Annotated in this window: 19 protein-coding genes; 12 read left to right on the top strand and 7 right to left on the bottom strand. The window is 38.0% G+C overall.

Annotated elements, in window-relative coordinates; genetic code table 11:
• The first annotated feature begins 101 nt into the window (after positions 1-101).
• On the top strand, positions 102-440 hold the full coding sequence (locus tag AC1VNJ_RS15395) for a hypothetical protein (RefSeq protein WP_014461015.1): 339 nt from the start codon (positions 102-104) through the stop codon (positions 438-440).
• Between the two features lie 39 nt (positions 441-479).
• On the opposite strand, the gene AC1VNJ_RS15390 is transcribed toward AC1VNJ_RS15395, so the two are convergent.
• On the bottom strand, positions 480-2603 hold the full coding sequence (locus AC1VNJ_RS15390) for an RNA degradosome polyphosphate kinase (RefSeq protein WP_482641026.1): 2124 nt from the start codon (positions 2601-2603) through the stop codon (positions 480-482).
• Positions 2604-2676: 73 nt separating this feature from the next.
• Positions 2677-4203 carry a Ppx/GppA phosphatase family protein gene (locus AC1VNJ_RS15385; RefSeq protein WP_482641025.1) on the bottom strand — a complete coding sequence of 509 codons (1527 nt, stop codon included), beginning with the start codon at positions 4201-4203 and terminating at the stop codon, positions 2677-2679.
• A 102-nt stretch (positions 4204-4305) separates the two neighbouring features.
• Between AC1VNJ_RS15385 and AC1VNJ_RS15380 the strand changes: the two genes are divergently transcribed.
• Complete coding sequence (locus tag AC1VNJ_RS15380) at positions 4306-4818, top strand: L,D-transpeptidase family protein (protein ID WP_028414122.1); 513 nt, start codon at positions 4306-4308, stop codon at positions 4816-4818.
• A gap of 254 nt (positions 4819-5072) precedes the next feature.
• On the top strand, positions 5073-5540 hold the full coding sequence (locus AC1VNJ_RS15375) for a YkyB family protein (RefSeq protein ID WP_013056025.1): 468 nt from the start codon (positions 5073-5075) through the stop codon (positions 5538-5540).
• 50 nt (positions 5541-5590) lie between these two features.
• Here the strand turns inward: AC1VNJ_RS15375 and AC1VNJ_RS15370 are convergent, their stop codons facing one another.
• Positions 5591-6496, bottom strand: coding sequence for a chemotaxis protein (locus AC1VNJ_RS15370; RefSeq protein ID WP_033578400.1), 906 nt, complete (start codon positions 6494-6496; stop codon positions 5591-5593).
• Positions 6497-6793: 297 nt separating this feature from the next.
• On the opposite strand from AC1VNJ_RS15370, the gene AC1VNJ_RS15365 reads away from it, so the two are divergent.
• The 5 genes from AC1VNJ_RS15365 (at position 6794) to AC1VNJ_RS15345 (ending at position 10150) form a co-directional block, all read left to right on the top strand.
• A complete protein-coding gene (locus AC1VNJ_RS15365; RefSeq protein ID WP_013082269.1) occupies positions 6794-7393 on the top strand; it encodes a TetR/AcrR family transcriptional regulator in 600 nt (199 codons plus the stop codon).
• Positions 7394-7506: 113 nt separating this feature from the next.
• Positions 7507-7701: a hypothetical protein gene (locus tag AC1VNJ_RS15360; protein ID WP_013056022.1), complete on the top strand. Its 195-nt coding sequence runs from the start codon at positions 7507-7509 to the stop codon at positions 7699-7701.
• Positions 7702-7904: 203 nt separating this feature from the next.
• The gene (locus tag AC1VNJ_RS15355; protein ID WP_013056021.1) at positions 7905-8126 is read left to right on the top strand and encodes an IDEAL domain-containing protein; all 222 of its coding nucleotides are present in this window, start codon (positions 7905-7907) and stop codon (positions 8124-8126) included.
• 96 nt (positions 8127-8222) lie between these two features.
• Positions 8223-9386 carry an aminotransferase A gene (locus AC1VNJ_RS15350; protein WP_033578399.1) on the top strand — a complete coding sequence of 388 codons (1164 nt, stop codon included), beginning with the start codon at positions 8223-8225 and terminating at the stop codon, positions 9384-9386.
• Between the two features lie 152 nt (positions 9387-9538).
• Positions 9539-10150 carry a nitroreductase family protein gene (locus AC1VNJ_RS15345; RefSeq protein ID WP_014461024.1) on the top strand — a complete coding sequence of 204 codons (612 nt, stop codon included), beginning with the start codon at positions 9539-9541 and terminating at the stop codon, positions 10148-10150.
• 36 nt (positions 10151-10186) lie between these two features.
• On the opposite strand, the gene AC1VNJ_RS15340 is transcribed toward AC1VNJ_RS15345, so the two are convergent.
• Positions 10187-10972, bottom strand: a complete 786-nt coding sequence (locus tag AC1VNJ_RS15340; RefSeq protein ID WP_028414127.1) for an SDR family oxidoreductase — start codon at positions 10970-10972, stop codon at positions 10187-10189.
• Between the two features lie 140 nt (positions 10973-11112).
• Between AC1VNJ_RS15340 and AC1VNJ_RS15335 the strand changes: the two genes are divergently transcribed.
• On the top strand, positions 11113-11808 hold the full coding sequence (locus AC1VNJ_RS15335; protein WP_033578397.1) for a GNAT family N-acetyltransferase: 696 nt from the start codon (positions 11113-11115) through the stop codon (positions 11806-11808).
• A 139-nt stretch (positions 11809-11947) separates the two neighbouring features.
• Here AC1VNJ_RS15335 and AC1VNJ_RS15330 read toward each other — a convergent pair whose 3' ends face one another.
• A complete protein-coding gene (locus AC1VNJ_RS15330) occupies positions 11948-12724 on the bottom strand; it encodes a hypothetical protein (protein ID WP_047751395.1) in 777 nt (258 codons plus the stop codon).
• Between the two features lie 241 nt (positions 12725-12965).
• On the opposite strand from AC1VNJ_RS15330, the gene AC1VNJ_RS15325 reads away from it, so the two are divergent.
• From AC1VNJ_RS15325 to AC1VNJ_RS15315, 3 genes are all read left to right on the top strand, one after another.
• A complete protein-coding gene (locus AC1VNJ_RS15325; RefSeq protein WP_033578395.1) occupies positions 12966-13841 on the top strand; it encodes a LysR family transcriptional regulator in 876 nt (291 codons plus the stop codon).
• Positions 13842-14338: 497 nt separating this feature from the next.
• Positions 14339-14707: a CidA/LrgA family holin-like protein gene (locus tag AC1VNJ_RS15320; protein WP_014461029.1), complete on the top strand. Its 369-nt coding sequence runs from the start codon at positions 14339-14341 to the stop codon at positions 14705-14707.
• Positions 14704-15390, top strand: coding sequence for an LrgB family protein (locus AC1VNJ_RS15315; protein WP_033578394.1), 687 nt, complete (start codon positions 14704-14706; stop codon positions 15388-15390). The genes AC1VNJ_RS15320 and AC1VNJ_RS15315 overlap by 4 nt, the downstream gene beginning before the upstream one ends.
• A 41-nt stretch (positions 15391-15431) precedes the next feature.
• On the opposite strand, the gene ptsP is transcribed toward AC1VNJ_RS15315, so the two are convergent.
• Both ptsP and AC1VNJ_RS15305 read right to left on the bottom strand, forming a co-directional pair.
• Entirely contained in the window at positions 15432-17153 is a 1722-nt protein-coding gene (gene ptsP / locus AC1VNJ_RS15310) for a phosphoenolpyruvate--protein phosphotransferase (RefSeq protein ID WP_482641024.1), read from the bottom strand.
• A complete protein-coding gene (locus tag AC1VNJ_RS15305; RefSeq protein ID WP_013056011.1) occupies positions 17153-17419 on the bottom strand; it encodes a phosphocarrier protein HPr in 267 nt (88 codons plus the stop codon). Before AC1VNJ_RS15305 ends, ptsP begins: the two co-directional genes overlap by 1 nt.
• Between the last annotated feature and the right edge of the window lie 6 nt (positions 17420-17425).

Raw genomic sequence — 17425 nt, 5'->3', positions numbered from 1 at the left:
CTGATCATGACCGCCTAATTCTAGTCTTAAAGAAATAAACCAGGCTCAAAAACTTCCGTTCAGCCATACACTACAAAGACAACTGACAAGGAGGTTAAATTATGTACTATCAATATCCCTATACAGGATATCGTAATATTCCAAATGGTGACGAGCGCTTTTTTGGATTTCCTTTTGTTGCTGGCTTAGCTGGTGGGCTGCTTGGCGGACTAGCTGTTGGCGGCTTTGGAGGCAGACCTGGGTGCTGTCCGCCACCTTATCCTTATCCCGTTCCGTTTTACGGCGGTGGATTTCCTGGAGGAGGCTACCCTGGTGCCGGCTTTGGAGGCGTTGGATTTTCTGGAGGAGGCTACCCTGGTGCCGGTTATGGAGGCGGTGCTCCTGTTTATAACACATACTACGGACCTGGATACGGTCCTGGTGGTCCCATTCCTAGATAATAACATGACTAAAAAGCCGAGCACTCGGCTTTTTTTATGTTATTCTTGATCGTCGCAAAGAGCATATTGACAAAAGATCTCTTGACTATTGATAGAGAGCTCATTTTCTTTTTTTATGACGTAATGATAATTCCCTTCTTGATCTTGTTCTCGTGCTTTTACATTATCAGCAAGCATAACTTCAAGCCACTTCCACACTTTTTTTTTCAAATGTGTATCCAAGACAGGAAATAAAATTTCTACTCGTTTCACCATATTTCTTGTCATCATATCTGCAGATGAAAAGAAAAACTTTTCCTGTTTATTATGATGAAAATAATAGATTCGGCTATGCTCTAAAAATCGTCCGACAATGCTTCTTACTCTGATATTCTCGCTAACGCCTTGAATTTGAGGGCGCAAGCAGCACGCTCCTCTAACAATGAGTTCGATTGTCACACCCGCTATAGAAGCTTCATATAGCTTCATAATTAAAATTTTATCCGTCAATGAGTTCATTTTCCCAATGATTCTTCCATTGCCATACCGTCTGTGATACTGTATTTCCTGATCAATGAGATGCAAAAAATCGTTTCTTATATCAAATGGTGCAACGGATAAATGATGATATACTGGTTTTTGCGTATAGCCACTTAAGTAATTAAAAAAATTGGCCGCATCTATCCCGATGTTTTGGTTGACAGTAAAAAGACTTATATCCGTATAGATCTTTGCCGTCGCATCGTTGTAATTCCCAGTACCAAGATGAACAAATCGCTTAATATGCTCTCCTTCTCTTCTCACCACGAGCGTAATTTTACCATGCGTTTTTAAATGCGTCATTCCATATATCACGTGGCATCCTGCCCGCTCTAGCTCTTTAGCCCATTGCACATTATTCTCTTCATCAAACCTTGCTTTTAGTTCAACTAGTACCGTCACTTGTTTACCTTTTGCAGCCGCTCGTTTTAATGCTTTAATAACGGGAGAATCTCCGCTTACCCTATATAACGTTTGCTTAATAGCAAGCACATTTTCATCGTCTGCTGCACAGTTAACAAAGTCAAGCACCGGCTTAAACGATTCATAAGGATGGTGAAGCAAAATGTCTCTTTGAATCATTTGATCGAAAACATTTTGATCCGGGTGTAACTGTGTTGAAACCTTAGGAATAAAGGCTTTTTCAGCGAGCTCTTCATGCGTAGATTTAAGTAATCTATAAAACGAAAATAAACTGGTTAAATCCAACTGTTCTTTGATCTCATACACATCTTCATCGTCAATTTCAAGGACTGACTTTAAATACGCTAGTACACCCTGATCGTATGGACTCTTAATCTCAAGCCGAACAGCCGCTCCCCATTTTCGCTTCTGCAACTCTTCTTCAATCTCTTTTAATAAATCTTGAGCGTCTTCTTCGTGAATAGTCATATCTGCGTTGCGGGTAATTCGAAATTGGGAAACGGAAGAAACGCAGTATCCCTTAAACAACTTTTTAATAAAATAGGCAATCACATCCTCTAGCAATACAAATAGACGGGTAGAATCTGACGTAGCTATTTCAATATAGCGCGTTAGCATCGAAGGTACTTGAACGATGGCTAGTCTTCCTTTTATCTCGACAATTTGCTGCTCATCATTTAACTTTTCTGAAAGGACAACTGCTAAGTTCAAGCTTTTATTCATCAACATAGGAAACGGCCGGTATGTATCAATAGCCATAGGAGTTAATACGGGAAAGATTTGCTCGTCAAAATACTGTTCAAGCTTATCTAGATTTGATTTCTCCAGCTTTTCAACCGAAATGATTTCCACACCGTATTTCTGTAATTCGGGAAGAAGTGTGTGAATATACGTATCATACCGCTGCTTGACAAGCTCGTGGTTTTGTTTGGAGATAGAGAATAGCTGCTGTGTAGGAGTTAAGCCTGCTTTGTTTTCGGGTTTGTTAAATCCAGCCTTCACCTGATCTTTTAACCCGGCTACCCGAATCATAAAAAACTCATCCAGATTCGAACTGAAAATCCCTAGAAATTTAAATCGCTCAAGCAAAGGGTTTTTCGTATCTACAGCTTCTTCCAGCACCCGCTTGTTAAAGGCCAGCCAGCTCAATTCACGATTATTGTAATAAGCTGAATCAGCCACTTGTATGGTTTGCTTATAAGTGCGATTACTTTCTAACATTAGCCTCACCTTCCAGGATAATGAATTTAATCTAGTTAGCTATACTGAATATTCTAACCGATCCAGCGTTATTCTAAAGCTTAGTAAATTCAAGAACAATATTTTTTTTTACTACTTTTTCTAGATGCTTTTTCTGTTTTTCAGCCTGATATTGTTCAGGAAGAAAGGTTTTTGTACATAATAGTTTAATCGTCACTGTGTTTTCATCGCTTTTCACATCAATATGTTGAACAACATTTCGCTTTGTTGCATGTAAGCCATCAGCTATTTTTAAAAGTGCACCGAGCAGCTGAACTTTTTTTTGTTCGTCTTTTGTTAACCACTTTTTAAAAGGAGCAACATATTGCCTAAAAGAAGACTTCCCTTTATATGAAGAAACAAGTGCCAGCTTTAAACGTTCTCTATGTGAAATTCCATCTATTGTACGATTAGCAAGCACATAAAACGTATGCTGGCTGCTTGATTCTGCATCAATATACTTTCCTATATCATACACTTGCGCAGCTTTTATAAGAAGCGCTAAGTCATCCTCTTTTAACTCAACCGGTCCCTGCTCCCTAAGATGCTGAAACATCATACTAGCTGTGCGCGTAAGCTGTTTGACGTAATCTTTACTTACTTCAAACTCTTCCATTATTTCTTGAAAACTTTGCTGTATGACATCGGGGTACATTGGCTGGATATTAGCATCAGATGCTTCTTTAAATAACACCCCTTCTCTCAAGCCTTTGCGGCTTAGGATGAAGCGAGTCGCGTTCACTGTTTCATATACTGATTGAAATACTTCAATCGCTGGCAAAATTGTATCCGCACGATCGTTTGACAAACGGTCTAGCTTTTGAAGATTGTGATAAGACAATGAGCCTATAGCAGATTTCACATGCAATATATCAGCTAAATTCATTTCATATTGATGCAGCCCCGCGAGAGGATAGTGGATAAAACCTTGATGCAGTTGCACCATACTTCTTGCACTTCCTCCAATTGCTACAATCGGCACATGACGATTTAAAAGCCAAGGGACAGCATGGAAATGCCGGATCACGAAATCCCGGATTTTCGCTTTTTCTTCTGCAGTGGGAATATTGCCTTTGACGAACTGCAGACGTAGAGATAAGGCACCGAATCGAAAGCTGTGGTACTGCACTAACTCTCGATTGCGAAAATACGTAACTTCCGTACTTCCCCCGCCAATGTCAATTGTAATGGCTTCTTCGATCGAAGTGGAATGAATAACTGCAACAAAGCCGTAATACGCTTCTTCATATTCAGACAATAGTTGAATAGAAAAGCCCGTTTCTTTTTTTACAAGGGCTAGAACTTCTTTTGCATTAGTCGCTTGACGGATGGTAGCTGTGGCCACACAGGTAACGCGCAGCAGCTGATAATGCTTGGTAATAACTCCAAACGTTTTAAGCGTATCAAGCAAGGTATGTATTCCTTTAGCCGTTAACACTCCTTCTTTATCTAAATAATTTCGAATCCGTGCAGCTACTTTCACGTTTTCAATTTGCTTAAACCCTCTGCCTTTTTTGTATTCATAAATAACAAGGCGTATTGTATTTGAACCTATATCAATCAGTCCATGCTTATAAGTCAATGTAATTTCAACACCTTTTTCAAAATAACTTTAAAAAGTCACTTTTACTTTTTTCAATCGTATACTGTTACAGCATAGTCATATATCAAAGGAGCGAAGTTAATGAGATATATAGTAAAGCGCGGTGAAACCTGGCAAAGCGTTTCAGGTGACTACCGGATTCCGGTTGAAGACCTGTGGATGGCTAATCCTTTTGTAAGCCATCATGCGCTGAAGCCTGGGCAAGTAATCATCATTCCAAACCTCCCCGATAAAGAGCTCATTCCTTACACGATCCACGTGTTTATTGCTGAAAAACAGCTTGAATTACGAAGAAATAATATCATACAAAAAGTCTATCCCATTGCAGCAGGAAAAATGCTGAGCGCAACGCCTACTGGAGACTTTGTTATCGTTAACCGGGAACCAAACCCCGGGGGGCCTTTTGGTACAATGTGGCTAAGCTTGTCTAAAAAGTCATATGGCATTCACGGAACAAATGATCCAAGTTCTATTGGAAAAGCCGTATCCAAAGGATGCATTCGTATGTATAATGCCCAAGTAAATGAGCTAGCTCAAATTGTACCAAATGGTACTGGTGTTTATATTCGACCCTCTCGACGAATGGCTCAATAGTTCGGGATTTACTAATCAATGATTGTTTAACTGTGCGAGCAGCATTTTTTAAAAATAGAAAGTATGGCGTGCTGTTCCACTTTACTTGTATAAGGAAGCGTAACAAAACAAACCCTATACATAGGAAATTTCATTAATTACCAAAATACTTCTTCGTGTAATTATTTTCAAATGGGACAAGACACGCTATAATGAACGTATCAGCTTTCACCTTATAGGTTGAACAGCTGATATGATAGAAAGGGAGTGAACGTATGTCTCAAGCAAATGGACAAGGCTCTTTGACCCCGTCTGTATCTGAGATTGCACAAGCTATTTTCACTGTAAATCGTCACGCAAAAGCTGCTCCTGATCCTAAGCAGTTATATACGTTAAAGAAAATTGCATTAGATCAACTAATTTTAGAAGGAAAAGCAAAAAAAGAAGGACTTCACTTTTCGCCAAACCCTGGTAAAAGTCAGCAAAAATCAGATGTACTTGTATCAGTTGGAGACTACTTTTTCCATATGCCTCCAAAGAAAGAAGACTTCAAAGAGTTATCACACCTCGGCCATTTAAACCATCAGTATCGAAATCCCAAAACGACTATGTCATTATCTTATGCGAAGCGCTTATTATCTAAATATACGGGTCATCTCGTACAGCCGGCTAAAAGCCCTGTTTCGACTCCAAGAAAACGGCAAGCACCTGTGTTTAAACCGCTGGGTAAAAGTTATTTTTAAAAAAAGTGCCTGAAGTGGAGCAATCTGCTTTCAGGCACTTTTTTGTCTTCCTACAAAATATAGAGATCAATCAACTCAACAAGCTCTCCGATTTCCGGCTTACTTACTTGTCCTTCCGCTCCTACCATTTTTCCCTTGTGACGTAAATCTTCTGTGATAAGAGAAGAGAAAATAATAACTGGAAGGATAGAAAGCTGAGGATTTTCTTTCACTTTTTTAGTTAAATGATGGCCATCCATTTGCGGCATTTCTATATCTGTAATAAGCAGCTGGACTTGATCACTGATTTCCACTCCTTTATCGATCACCGAGCTTAGATAGTTCCATGCTTCCTCACCGTTCTCGAAAAATTCCGTGTTCTCATAACCTGCTTGTGCAAGAGTATCTTCAATCATTCGGCGCAGCAGCGGCGAGTCTTCAGCCACGACAATCTTTTTATTAGAACGTTCTCTAGCCCCTAGCTTTTTTATTTTCGACTGATTAATACCCGCATCAGGGTTCACATCAGAAATCAACTTTTCGAAGTCTAACAGCAGAAGCATTTGCCCGTTTAATTTTACCACTCCAGTAATCTGCGTTTCCAAACCTTGATACAAATCTGAAGGCTTCTCAATTTCTTTCCAAGAAATACGGTGAATTTGCGTTACTGCGTGTGTGTGAAAGACTATTTTTTGCTGATTGAACTCTGTGACGATTAACTTATCTTTTTCCGGCGTATTTGAAGGTTCCATTTTTAACGCTTTTGCTATGTCAACGACAGGAAGAACTTCTCCTCTTAGCTCTATAATACCTTCTATGTAAGAATGCGCATTTGGAACAGGTGTAATAGATACAGGATTAATAATCTCTCTAACTTTTACTACATTGATGCCAAATAAAACATTTCCTATCTCAAATTCGACAATTTCCAGTTCGTTTGTACCACTTTCTAACAGTATTCCTTTATCTTGATTCATATCACTTACTCCTCTCATCTCACCCGCTTATCTAATAGTTCATATTTCCTATTATAGTGACCGCCTCTTATATCCGTAAAGAAAAATTTTCTTATTTTATTATCCTTTTTCCCTAAAACATATACATAAAATATTGTTTTACGAATTAACAGAATATTATATACTATATAAAAACATGAGCGTTGATCCCTTTCGTCTTATCCTCTGCTCAGTTTTTTACTTGCTCTACTTTACTTCTCTATACTAGCTTATGAACTTGAGTCAAACGACCACTCCTATTCAAATGAGGTGTAATTTATGAACAGAGGATTACAAAAAGAAGAAACAAAAAAACGCATTCAAAAAGCAGCTATCTCTTTATTCCAACAGCAGGGATATCAAAAAACGACTGTGTCTCAAATTACGCATGAAGCGGGTGTAGCAAAGGGAACATTTTTTAATTACTTCAAAACAAAAGAAGAAGTTCTTCACTACCTTGGAATTAATTTCACAAACCGTATCTCCTATAAATTAGAACAGCTCCTTCAAACCGAAGAATCAACTGCTGCCATTGTTAAACAACTGTTTTTATTACTAGCACAATCAAACGAAGAAGCGAACCCTCACCTAATCCGTTCTTGGTTTCATATTGCTATTACCAACAGTTCCTTTCAACAATCTGAAATTCTTCAAATTGAAAAAATGCGCGCTCATTTTACAAAAGTTTTTCAAACAGGACAAGACCGTGGTGAACTTATAGTCGATATCCCTGCGGAAGAAATGGCTTCTATTGCTATACTTAATTTTTTTGGCACCCTTCTCTACTGGTGTACTAACCAACCCGACTCTGCTACCCTTCAAGAAAGAATAGACAAGTCGGTTACTCTTCTATTTAGAGGGTTTCTTATTCATTCCTAAAAGCCTGTTCACAAATTTTTAACAAGAAATCGAAGATAGCTGTGGACTCTACAGCCAAAACGGTTTATACTACACAAAGTGAATGAATAATCTTAAAAGAAGGTGTTCGTAATATGAAAGGCTCCGTCATTCTTTTTAATGACGATAATGAAATGACCATTATTGAAAACGTAGAAGAAGCTGTATATCAAGATATTAAAGAACAAGAAGGCTCTGATCACTGCGTTGTCACATTGGACGATCATGAAGTTGATTTTGGCTACGTTTCCCCCGTTTATTGGCGTGAAGGCCAAATACACACTGACTAATATACAAGACCTGCATATATATGCAGGTCTTTTTATACACTTATTTTTTTGAATCTAGAATTGAACGTGAAGCAAGGAACCTCTGATTTCCTAACACATACCTTAGCACATTCGCAGTTAAAAACAGGGTTAACAACTATATAGAAAGGGTACATTTCAAGTAATAGAAGCTGCGTTTTATTTTAAAAAAGGAGGTTTATGTTATGAGTTCTTATCGAAAAAATATGAATCACTATCCTCACTCATCTCAGTACACACCTTACCAACACTATTACGCAAAAGAAGCTGATCGTATTTTAACGACTATGAGTACAAACTTTAATAAACAGCATTTGAAATCTCTTATCGACGATGCGTTAGATAACAGAGATGAAGAACAATTTTATGAACTAACAACTGCTTATAATAAGCTATATAACACCTAACTTAAAACCACTATTTGCAAAATGCGCAAATAGTGGTTTTTTACCTATTTTCATTGTGATAAAATGAGTTGAAAATACGCGGAAGGATTTGAAACCATGGAGCACTTAATCAATAAACGTGTCAAAGAAATTGAACTATCAGGAATACGTACATTTTATAATATGGTCTCACAATACCAAGATGTTTTATCCCTCACAATTGGACAACCTGACTTCTTAACACCACAGCATGTAAAAGAAGCGGCAAAATCTGCAATTGATGGTAACCAAACTTCTTATACCCACAATGCTGGAACAATCGAACTGCGCGAGGCAGCAGCTCAATTTGTCAAAGAAAAATATGACTTGCACTATAACCCAGCGGATGAAGTAATTGTGACCATTGGAGCTAGTCAAGCAATTGATATTGCTCTTCGCACCATTTTAGAAGAAGATTCCGAAGTTATCTTGCCTGGACCTGTTTATCCAGGATACGAACCGCTTATCCGGTTAAACGGGGCTAAACCTGTACATATTGATACAACCGAAACAGGATTTCGACTAACTGCGGATTTAATCGAACAACATTTGACCTCTAAAACAAGATGCGTCATCTTACCTTATCCGTCTAATCCTACAGGTGTGACGTTGTCACAGCAAGAATTAGAAGAAATTTCCGCTCTTTTAAGCGATAAAAATATTTTTGTACTATCTGATGAAATATACAGCGAGCTCGTTTTTGATAAAAAACATCAGTCCATTGCCTCCATTTCATCTATGAGAGAGAAAACAATTGTTATTAACGGAGTATCAAAGTCTCACTCCATGACGGGCTGGCGAATTGGTCTTTTATTTGCTCCTTCTTATTTAGCCAAACATATTTTAAAAGTTCATCAATACAACGTGAGCTGTGCTTCTTCTGTCTCTCAAGCAGCTGCACTCGAGGCACTGACAGCAGGTAAAAACGATGCGGTGGATATGAAAAAAGAATACGAACAAAGACTGAATTATGTGTATGACCGACTAGTGAACATGGGATTTGACGTAGAAAAGCCGACTGGTGCTTTTTATATCTTCCCTTCTATCCAGAACTTCCACAGTAATTCATTTGATTTTGCCCTGGAGTTAGTCAAAGAAGCGGGTGTTGCACTAGTACCCGGCAGCGCTTTTTCTTCCCACGGTGAAGGATATGTACGCCTGTCGTATGCGTATTCCATGAACACGCTGCGTGAAGCCTGTGATCGAATTGAAGCTTATCTTACATCTCGTCAATCACGTTAAACCGATGGTAAGAAGTGTATGCATTTTTTTGTGAGTGATAGCACATAAGAGCGGGTATACTAGAAGCATATAAATTGACTTCAATAGTGTATCATTATAAAATGTGCATCGATTCACTAAAGAAATACATACTTTTAACGGAGGTTTTTATTATGACAAAAGATTTTTTTGATGTGGTAAATGAACGTACATCGATTCGAGAATATGACTCTTCAGCTAAATTAAGCAAAGAAGAATTAACGGAACTTTTAGAAGCAACAGTGAAGTCACCATCAGCTTGGAACTTACAGCACTGGCATTTCGTTGTTATTACAGACCAAGATGCGAAAGAACGTCTACTTCCAATTGCTTACAACCAAAAACAAATTACAGAAGCAGGCGCTGTAGTAGCTGTGTTAGGTGATTTAGAAGCCAATAAAAATGTAGATGACGTGTACAACCCACTAGTCGAAGCAGGTCACATGACAGAAGACGTAAAAAACATTTTGTCAGGACAAATTAACGGCGCTTATAAAAACGGTGCTTTCGCCCGCGATGCCGCGTTTACAAATGCTTCGCTTGCATCTATGACATTCATGCTTGCAGCAAAAGCAAAAGGATATGACACATGTTCAATGGGCGGATTTAACGCACAAAAATTTGTAGAAGAGTTTAAAATTGAGGATCGATACATTCCAGTTATGCTTATTTCAGTTGGAAAAGCAGCTAAAGAAGCACATGCTAGCGATCGTTTACCATTAGATCAAGTTACAACTTGGATTTAACAAAAAACCCTGCAGCTGCAGGGTTTTTCTATGTAACTAAATGGATTTCACCATGCCTCCGTCGATTAGAAACGACTGGCCTGTCATATATGAATTCGCTCCCGAAACAAAGAAAGCAACGGCTTTAGCAAACTCTTCAGGCTGACCGTAGCGCTTAAGAGGAATTTGGTTTCTCATCTCTTCTTCAACTTCTAAAACGTCTACTCCCATTTTTTCAGCACGAATGGTATCTAGCTCTTTCACTCGGTCTGTTGCAATTCTTCCTGGCGCAACCGTGTTAATTAAGATACCGTCCTCTGCTAGTTCTGAAGCAAGTGTTTTCGTAAGTCCCACGATTCCTGTACGGAAGGTATTTGACAGAATAAGTCCAGCAATTGGCTCTTTAATGGAAGAAGAAGCAATATTGACAATACGTCCTCCGCTCTTTTTCATAAAGGGCACTACCTCACGAATAATACGAATATAGCTGAGGAGATTTAACTCAAATGCCTGCTTCCAATCATCATCTGTTAACGAAAGGAAGTTCCCAGCTTTAGGACCTCCTGTATTATTAATTAAAATATCAATAGTTCCAAACGTATCTACTGTATATTGAATAACATCTTGAATGTCCTCTGTTTTTGTAACGTCTGCCGTTTTATGTAACACTTGTCCGCTTCCAAGGTATGAAATCTCTTCTGCTACTTGGGCTAGTTTCTCTTCTGAACGACTTGCAATCATAACGTTTGCGCCTTCTTCTGCGAGTCTAGCAGCAATCGCTTTGCCAAGCCCTTGGCTGGCTGCAAATACAAGCGCTGTTTTTCCTTTTAATTCAACATCCATTTCTTTCACCTCGTCTAATAGTTCGAATCTTTTTAACTTTATCACGTTCTCGTCAAATTCTTCAATAAATATGAAATAATTTCTTTTTTCCATATGGTATAATTATCTGAAAATTATTTCTTAAAGGAGGCAAAAAAGCAGTGTATAAAAAGCAATGCTTTGTCTTTCATCAAAATAAGCCTGTAATATGTACGGTACGATCATATACATCGAATGATTTTGATGAGTTGATTCGGATTCAAGAAGAAAGTTTTCCCCCTCCTTTCCCTTCTGAATTATTATGGAGTAAAGATCAGTTAAATAACCATGTTTCCCTTTTTCCGGATGGAGCGCTATGTGTGGAGATAGACGGGACAATATGCGGATCTATCACAAGCGCGATTGTTTCAGTGGAAGGAAATGCGGCTCACACATGGGATGAAGTAACAGGAAGCGGATATATTCATACGCACGACCCTTCTGGTAATACGCTTTATGTAGTGGACGTGTGCGTCACTCCTTCGCATCGATCAATGGGGCTTGGGAAGCTGCTGTTGCAGTCTTTATATGAAGTGGTGATTCATTACAAGTTAGAAAGGCTGCTCGGCGGGTGCCGCATCCCTGGATACGCACCAGTGTCTTCCTTGTACACGCCCGTTGAATATATGAACCTTGTATCAGCCGGAACTCTCTACGACCCCGTTATGACCTTTTTGATGCGCTGTGGCAGAACGCCTATTGGCCTCGCAGCAAATTATATTGAAGATGAAGATTCACACAACTACGCCGTACTAATGGAATGGAAAAATCCATTTTATACGTCTATTCAAAAAGAGGCTGGGACAAAAGCATTTTAGCCCAAGTGAAAAACGAACCATTAATCAACATGTTTGATTAGTGGTTCGTTTTTTTGTGATGGTGAATATAGTTTTATCTGTCTCGTTCCTTCTAGCAGTTGATTGGATTCATTACGTTATGTCTCAACTTCTTTTTAGATTATTGAACTTCTTCAATGCTCCACTCCAGTTCTTTATGAGTCAGAACAAGATGCGCCTGCAATTTACTCATCTCTTTGTGCTCAAACCGATCATTATACATTTCATTCATATCGTCAAAATCACCGATTGTATACAAAGGAATTTTAATATCTTTACGGGATTGAACCATATGTTCAAAATCAATAAACAAACCGTCATTCGTTAAAGTAAGAAGCGTATTTGCTAACACGAGCGGCAAAATCGGATATTCTAACTTCTTCCTTCTAAATACAAATCTTTTTTGCTTAATTGCTGACATTTTTAACGGAATGATTCGACTTAAAATGTGCTTCATATCATACACGTCTCGAAAATAGATTTTGTTATAAAATCCATCATCGTGAGCTAAATAAACAAATTGATTACCGAGTTTATTATTAAATGGCGAATTGAGCGGTTTTTTTAAATGACCTAAATACAGCAGCGCTGCAATATCTTGAGGTTCTAACAAATCCAACGAAGATATATCCTCAAAATCAATCCAACAAAAATCGCCATAATCATAAACATCATCCTCTGCTAAAAGATGAATTTGTTCTTCTTCTACATAGTCCATATGGGTTTGGTAATGGTAATCACTGTCTTCAAAACCGTGCTTTAACAATAATATATTTGCAAGCGGCGTAGGAAGGGAATGATAAAACTCTTTAAATTCAATTCCATATGTAATAAAGCATTTTTTATTTACATGGCCATTAATATAAACGATATCTCTTATTTCATCTGCTTTACTCAACCGTTCTAACCACCTTATTGATTGATTCTGTGATCGATATGTAACCGTTCTACTGATTTATATATTATACTTCTAAAATAAACAATGTGTAAATATATATTGTTGGCAATTTCTTTTGTATTCACTCCCCCTTCTACTGATCATTTTATTGGATAGGACAGAAAGGTATAGAGCTGATCGTGAATGTGGTAGAATGTGTGTATCTTATTAATTAGCATGTATGAACACGGAGGTATACAAAATGGATGTTCGCCATTTGCATTACTTAACAGAAGTGGCTAAACATAAAAATTTCACAAGAGCTTCTGAAGCGCTGCATATTTCTCAACCTTCTCTCAGTAAAATGGTTAAATCATTAGAAGAAGAGCTCGGCACACCTTTGTTTGATCGCGCTGGCAAACAAGTGCAGCTTACCGATGCAGGAATAATTGTGTACGAGCAAGCTGAAAGCATTTTATCTTCTCTCCGAGATTTATCGGATTCCCTCTATGATTTAATGCATTTAAAAAGAGGAACCATCAAAATAGGCATTCCCCCTATTATTGGTACATTGTTTTTTCCTACTATTATTAAAGCATTTCGAGAGCAATACCCTGAGATTGATATTCAATTAGTGGAATATGGCGCTAAAAGAATGCAAAAGTTTGTGGAACAAGGAGAAGTGGACGTGGGGGTAGTTTTACTTCCAGTTGATGAAAATATGTTCTTTACGACTCCTTTAGCTCGAGAAACGCTGCAGCTTGTTGTGCATAAATCTCATCCGTTGGCTCAGCATTCTACGATTTCATTAAAAGAGTTAAAAGACGAAACTCTTATTTCCTTTCATGAAGACTTCACCATGCATGAAATGGTCTATAACGAATGTTTAAAAAATGGATTTACGCCTAATATTGCTTTTAAAAGCTCTCAGTGGGACTTCATTGGAGAGCTGGTAGCTGCTAATCTCGGCATTGCTCTTTTCCCTTATTCATTATGTGAAAAGCTTGATTTGGAGCATATGAAAGTAATTAATCTCGAGAATGCTATTCCATGGGAAATTGCTTTAATCGTTAAAAAAGATCGATATATCTCTTATGCTACACAGGCTTTTATTGATTATATTAAAAGTACAGTTTAACAAAGCTGAGACAAAAGTAGTTTAATTAAAAATCCGAACGAGCCTGATTCTCCATCAAGAATCAAACTCGTTCGGATTTTTTTCATGGCGGTGTAACAAGTCATTCATACTAAATCATTTATCCCATTGGTTCGTCTTTAGATTGAATGGATGTAGGCATGTCACAATTTCTTTTTTTGATTGCCTTTTATTAAATAATTACACCTTATATTTCACAAACGCTTTTTTGAAAAGGTTACCAACGCATTTGTAAAGAGATTTCTTGCGACTATAACTAAAAAGAATAGTTATCATAGTTATTATATATTTCATATTATAGTCGTTTTTTTGTAAGATAAGTGTGTAGCATTCATTTACTTAAGTTGTATCCCCATTTGCAAAATCCAAATAGTTTCTCTTTTCCCATGATGGAGTCGTCTTTTCAGCATAGACGACTCCATTATTGTCTCAACAAACTAGGAATGAATGAATAAAAACATAAATAAAGGAGGCTAATCATGAAACTGATTATGGTGATTTTACAGATTTTATTACTAACGGCTCTGTTTTTAATAGGAGAAAGTATTTCACAGTGGTTTGACCTCCCAGTGCCAGGTAGTATCATCGGATTTTTCTTACTGTTTTTCTTACTGTACTTTAAAGTAATTAAATTAAGCTGGGTTGAACAAGGTGGAACACTGTTAGTGGGAGAACTATTATTATTTTTCATACCAGCCGTCGTTGGACTCATCAATTATGGAGATGTATTGATGCATTTTGGAATCCAGATTGTGATTATTATCACAATCAGTACGATTATTGTGATGTCTGTAACGGGAATCATTGCAGAACATATTTCAAGAAGAAAGGAAGGTTCGCTAAAATGACATTACTCACATGGATTGCTCTTCCGCTTACACTGCTCGTTTATGTCGGCACAAAAGTGCTCTATAAAAAATATAAGTCTATGCTAGTTTCCCCTATTTTACTAGCCCCCATTCTTTTAATTGGCATCTTATTAGTAACGAATGGCTCTTATGATCATTATAAGCAAGGTGCCAGTGCTATTAGCTTTATGCTTGGACCAGCAACTGTTGCTTTTGCTGTTCCTATGTTTAAATACTTTGATTTACTCAAAAAACATCGTGTTGAAATCAGCTTAAGCGTAGGGCTCGGAACGTTTGCTGCCATGATTTCTTCCATGCTGTTAGCATTAGTGTTTCATTTACAATCAACGCTGGTTCATAGCTTGATTCCAAGATCAGTTACGATTCCTATTGCCGTTAATGTGTCTCAGACGCTAGGAGGAGATCCGAATATTACCATTATGTTTGTGATTATAACCGGTGTAGTAGGATGTATGGTCGCTCCAAAACTGATTAAGCTCCTCGCACTGCATTCTTCTCTAGCAAGAGGTCTTCTTTTAGGAGTAGCTTCCCATGGGACAGGTACAGCAAGAGCTTTTGAATTTGGAAAAATTGAAGGCACTTTTTCTAGCCTTGGCATGATCGTAGCAGCACTTCTTACAATGCTGTTTGCAAATATGCTTTTGCCTACTATTTTCTCTTAAAAGATAAAAAAGGTGTGATCATATATGATCACACCTTTTTATTATCCAATATGAAAAGTTGATTTTACGAACTCAATAACTTCTTCCGTAGAAGACATTGATAGAATTGTATCTAAATGAGGTTCGATATCAGCTTTTGATAATTGACGGATTTGAGAACGAGCTTTCAGAATAGACGTTGCACTCATTGAGAATTCATCTAAGCCTAAGCCTAAAAGAATTGGAATGGCAATCTCATCTCCTGCCATCTCTCCGCACATGCCTACCCACTTACCTTCTTTGTGAGCCGCTTTGATTACCATATTCACTAAGCGAAGAATCGCTGGGTTATACGGTTGGTATAAATAAGACACGCGCTCATTCATGCGGTCAGCAGCAAGCGTATATTGAATTAAATCGTTTGTTCCGATAGAGAAGAAATCTACTTCTTTAGCAAATAAATCTGCGATTACCGCTGAAGAAGGAATCTCTACCATCATCCCTACTTCGATGTCTTCCGAAACTTGTACGCCTTCTTGTTGAAGTTTTGCTTTTTCTTCTAAAAGAATAGCTTTTGCTTGACGGAACTCATCAACAGTAGCAATCATAGGAAACATAATTTTCAGATTACCGTATACGCTTGCACGTAGAAGCGCACGAAGCTGTGTACGGAACATGTCTTGCATCTCTAGACATAAGCGGATAGCACGGAATCCTAAGAATGGGTTCATTTCTTTTGGTAGATTTAAATAAGGAAGCTCTTTGTCTCCACCGATGTCAAGAGTACGAACAACCACTGGTTTGCCTTCCATACATTCAAGAACTGTTTTATAAGAAGTAAACTGCTCTTCTTCCGTCGGAAGATCTTCGCGGCCCATATATAAGAATTCTGTACGATAAAGGCCAACGCCTTCGCCGCCGTTTTCTAATACGCCTTTTACATCTTCTGGTGTACCAATGTTAGCTGCAAGTTCAACGTGATGATCATCAGCTGAAACCGTTTTTTCATTTACAAGCTTAGCCCACTCAGCTTTTTGTTCTGCATACTCAGCGGCTTTTTTCTCGTAAGCTTTTACTGTTTCTTCGCTTGGATCAACGATAACTTCGCCATCTAAACCATCAACAATTACTAATACGCCGTTTTGAATGTCTTCCATAACTGTTTTTGTACCTACAACAGCTGGGATCTCCATTGAACGCGCCATAATTGCTGAGTGAGAAGTACGTCCGCCAATATCTGTTGTAAATCCTTTTACGAACTTACGATTTAACTGTGCTGTATCAGACGGCGTTAAATCTTCTGCGATAATGACAACTTCTTCTGAGATTAAGCTTGGATTTGAAACGTTTACACCTAAAAGATGAGCTAATACACGTTTTGTTACGTCACGGATATCAGCAGCACGTTCTTTCATATATTCATTGTCCATTGACTCAAACATATTAATAAACATTGCCGCTACTTCATCAAGTGCATGTTCAGCGTTTACATTTTCATTCGTAATTTTATCTTTAATTGGATTAATAAGTTCAGGATCGCTTAGAACTAATAAGTGAGCTTCAAAGATTTCTGCTTTGTCATCTCCAAGTTCTTTACGAGCGTGCTCTCTAATAATTTCAAGTTCTGATTTTGATTTTTCTAGCGCAGCTTCTAGACGTGCTACTTCTGCTTCAACTTCAGTTACTGATTTTTTTTCAACGGTTAATTCTGGATTTTCTAGACGAAATGCTTTAGCAATAGCAATGCCGCTAGAAGCGGCAATGCCTTGAATTTCCTTTGTCATTATTCGCCTAATCCTTCTTTGCTCATTGTATCTTCAAGAGCAGCAAGTGCATCTGCTTCGTCAGAACCTTCTGCAGAGATAGTGATTGTAGCGCCTTTTTGAATACCTAAAGACATAACGCCCATGATTGATTTTAAGTTTACAGTTTTACCGTTGAATTCTAAGTTGATGTCAGAATCAAATTTGCTTGCTGCTTGTACTAAAGTTGTTGCTGGACGTGCGTGAATTCCTGAGTCTGCTGTTACTGTAAATGTTTTTTGTGCCATGTTAAA

The sequence above is a fragment of the Priestia sp. 3CA3 genome (genome assembly GCF_056836725.1).
This window is presented reverse-complemented; position numbering and strand designations above follow the sequence as displayed.

Coding starts and splice junctions, on each gene's coding strand:
- AC1VNJ_RS15395 (WP_014461015.1), top strand. CDS start 102: ATGTACTATCAATATCCCTATACAGGATATCGTAATATTCCAAATGGT.
- AC1VNJ_RS15390 (WP_482641026.1), bottom strand. CDS start 2,603: ATGTTAGAAAGTAATCGCACTTATAAGCAAACCATACAAGTGGCTGAT.
- AC1VNJ_RS15380 (WP_028414122.1), top strand. CDS start 4,306: ATGAGATATATAGTAAAGCGCGGTGAAACCTGGCAAAGCGTTTCAGGT.
- AC1VNJ_RS15375 (WP_013056025.1), top strand. CDS start 5,073: ATGTCTCAAGCAAATGGACAAGGCTCTTTGACCCCGTCTGTATCTGAG.
- AC1VNJ_RS15370 (WP_033578400.1), bottom strand. CDS start 6,496: ATGAATCAAGATAAAGGAATACTGTTAGAAAGTGGTACAAACGAACTG.
- AC1VNJ_RS15365 (WP_013082269.1), top strand. CDS start 6,794: ATGAACAGAGGATTACAAAAAGAAGAAACAAAAAAACGCATTCAAAAA.
- AC1VNJ_RS15360 (WP_013056022.1), top strand. CDS start 7,507: ATGAAAGGCTCCGTCATTCTTTTTAATGACGATAATGAAATGACCATT.
- AC1VNJ_RS15355 (WP_013056021.1), top strand. CDS start 7,905: ATGAGTTCTTATCGAAAAAATATGAATCACTATCCTCACTCATCTCAG.
- AC1VNJ_RS15350 (WP_033578399.1), top strand. CDS start 8,223: ATGGAGCACTTAATCAATAAACGTGTCAAAGAAATTGAACTATCAGGA.
- AC1VNJ_RS15345 (WP_014461024.1), top strand. CDS start 9,539: ATGACAAAAGATTTTTTTGATGTGGTAAATGAACGTACATCGATTCGA.
- AC1VNJ_RS15340 (WP_028414127.1), bottom strand. CDS start 10,972: ATGGATGTTGAATTAAAAGGAAAAACAGCGCTTGTATTTGCAGCCAGC.
- AC1VNJ_RS15325 (WP_033578395.1), top strand. CDS start 12,966: ATGGATGTTCGCCATTTGCATTACTTAACAGAAGTGGCTAAACATAAA.
- AC1VNJ_RS15320 (WP_014461029.1), top strand. CDS start 14,339: ATGAAACTGATTATGGTGATTTTACAGATTTTATTACTAACGGCTCTG.
- AC1VNJ_RS15315 (WP_033578394.1), top strand. CDS start 14,704: ATGACATTACTCACATGGATTGCTCTTCCGCTTACACTGCTCGTTTAT.
- ptsP (WP_482641024.1), bottom strand. CDS start 17,153: ATGACAAAGGAAATTCAAGGCATTGCCGCTTCTAGCGGCATTGCTATT.
- AC1VNJ_RS15305 (WP_013056011.1), bottom strand. CDS start 17,419: ATGGCACAAAAAACATTTACAGTAACAGCAGACTCAGGAATTCACGCA.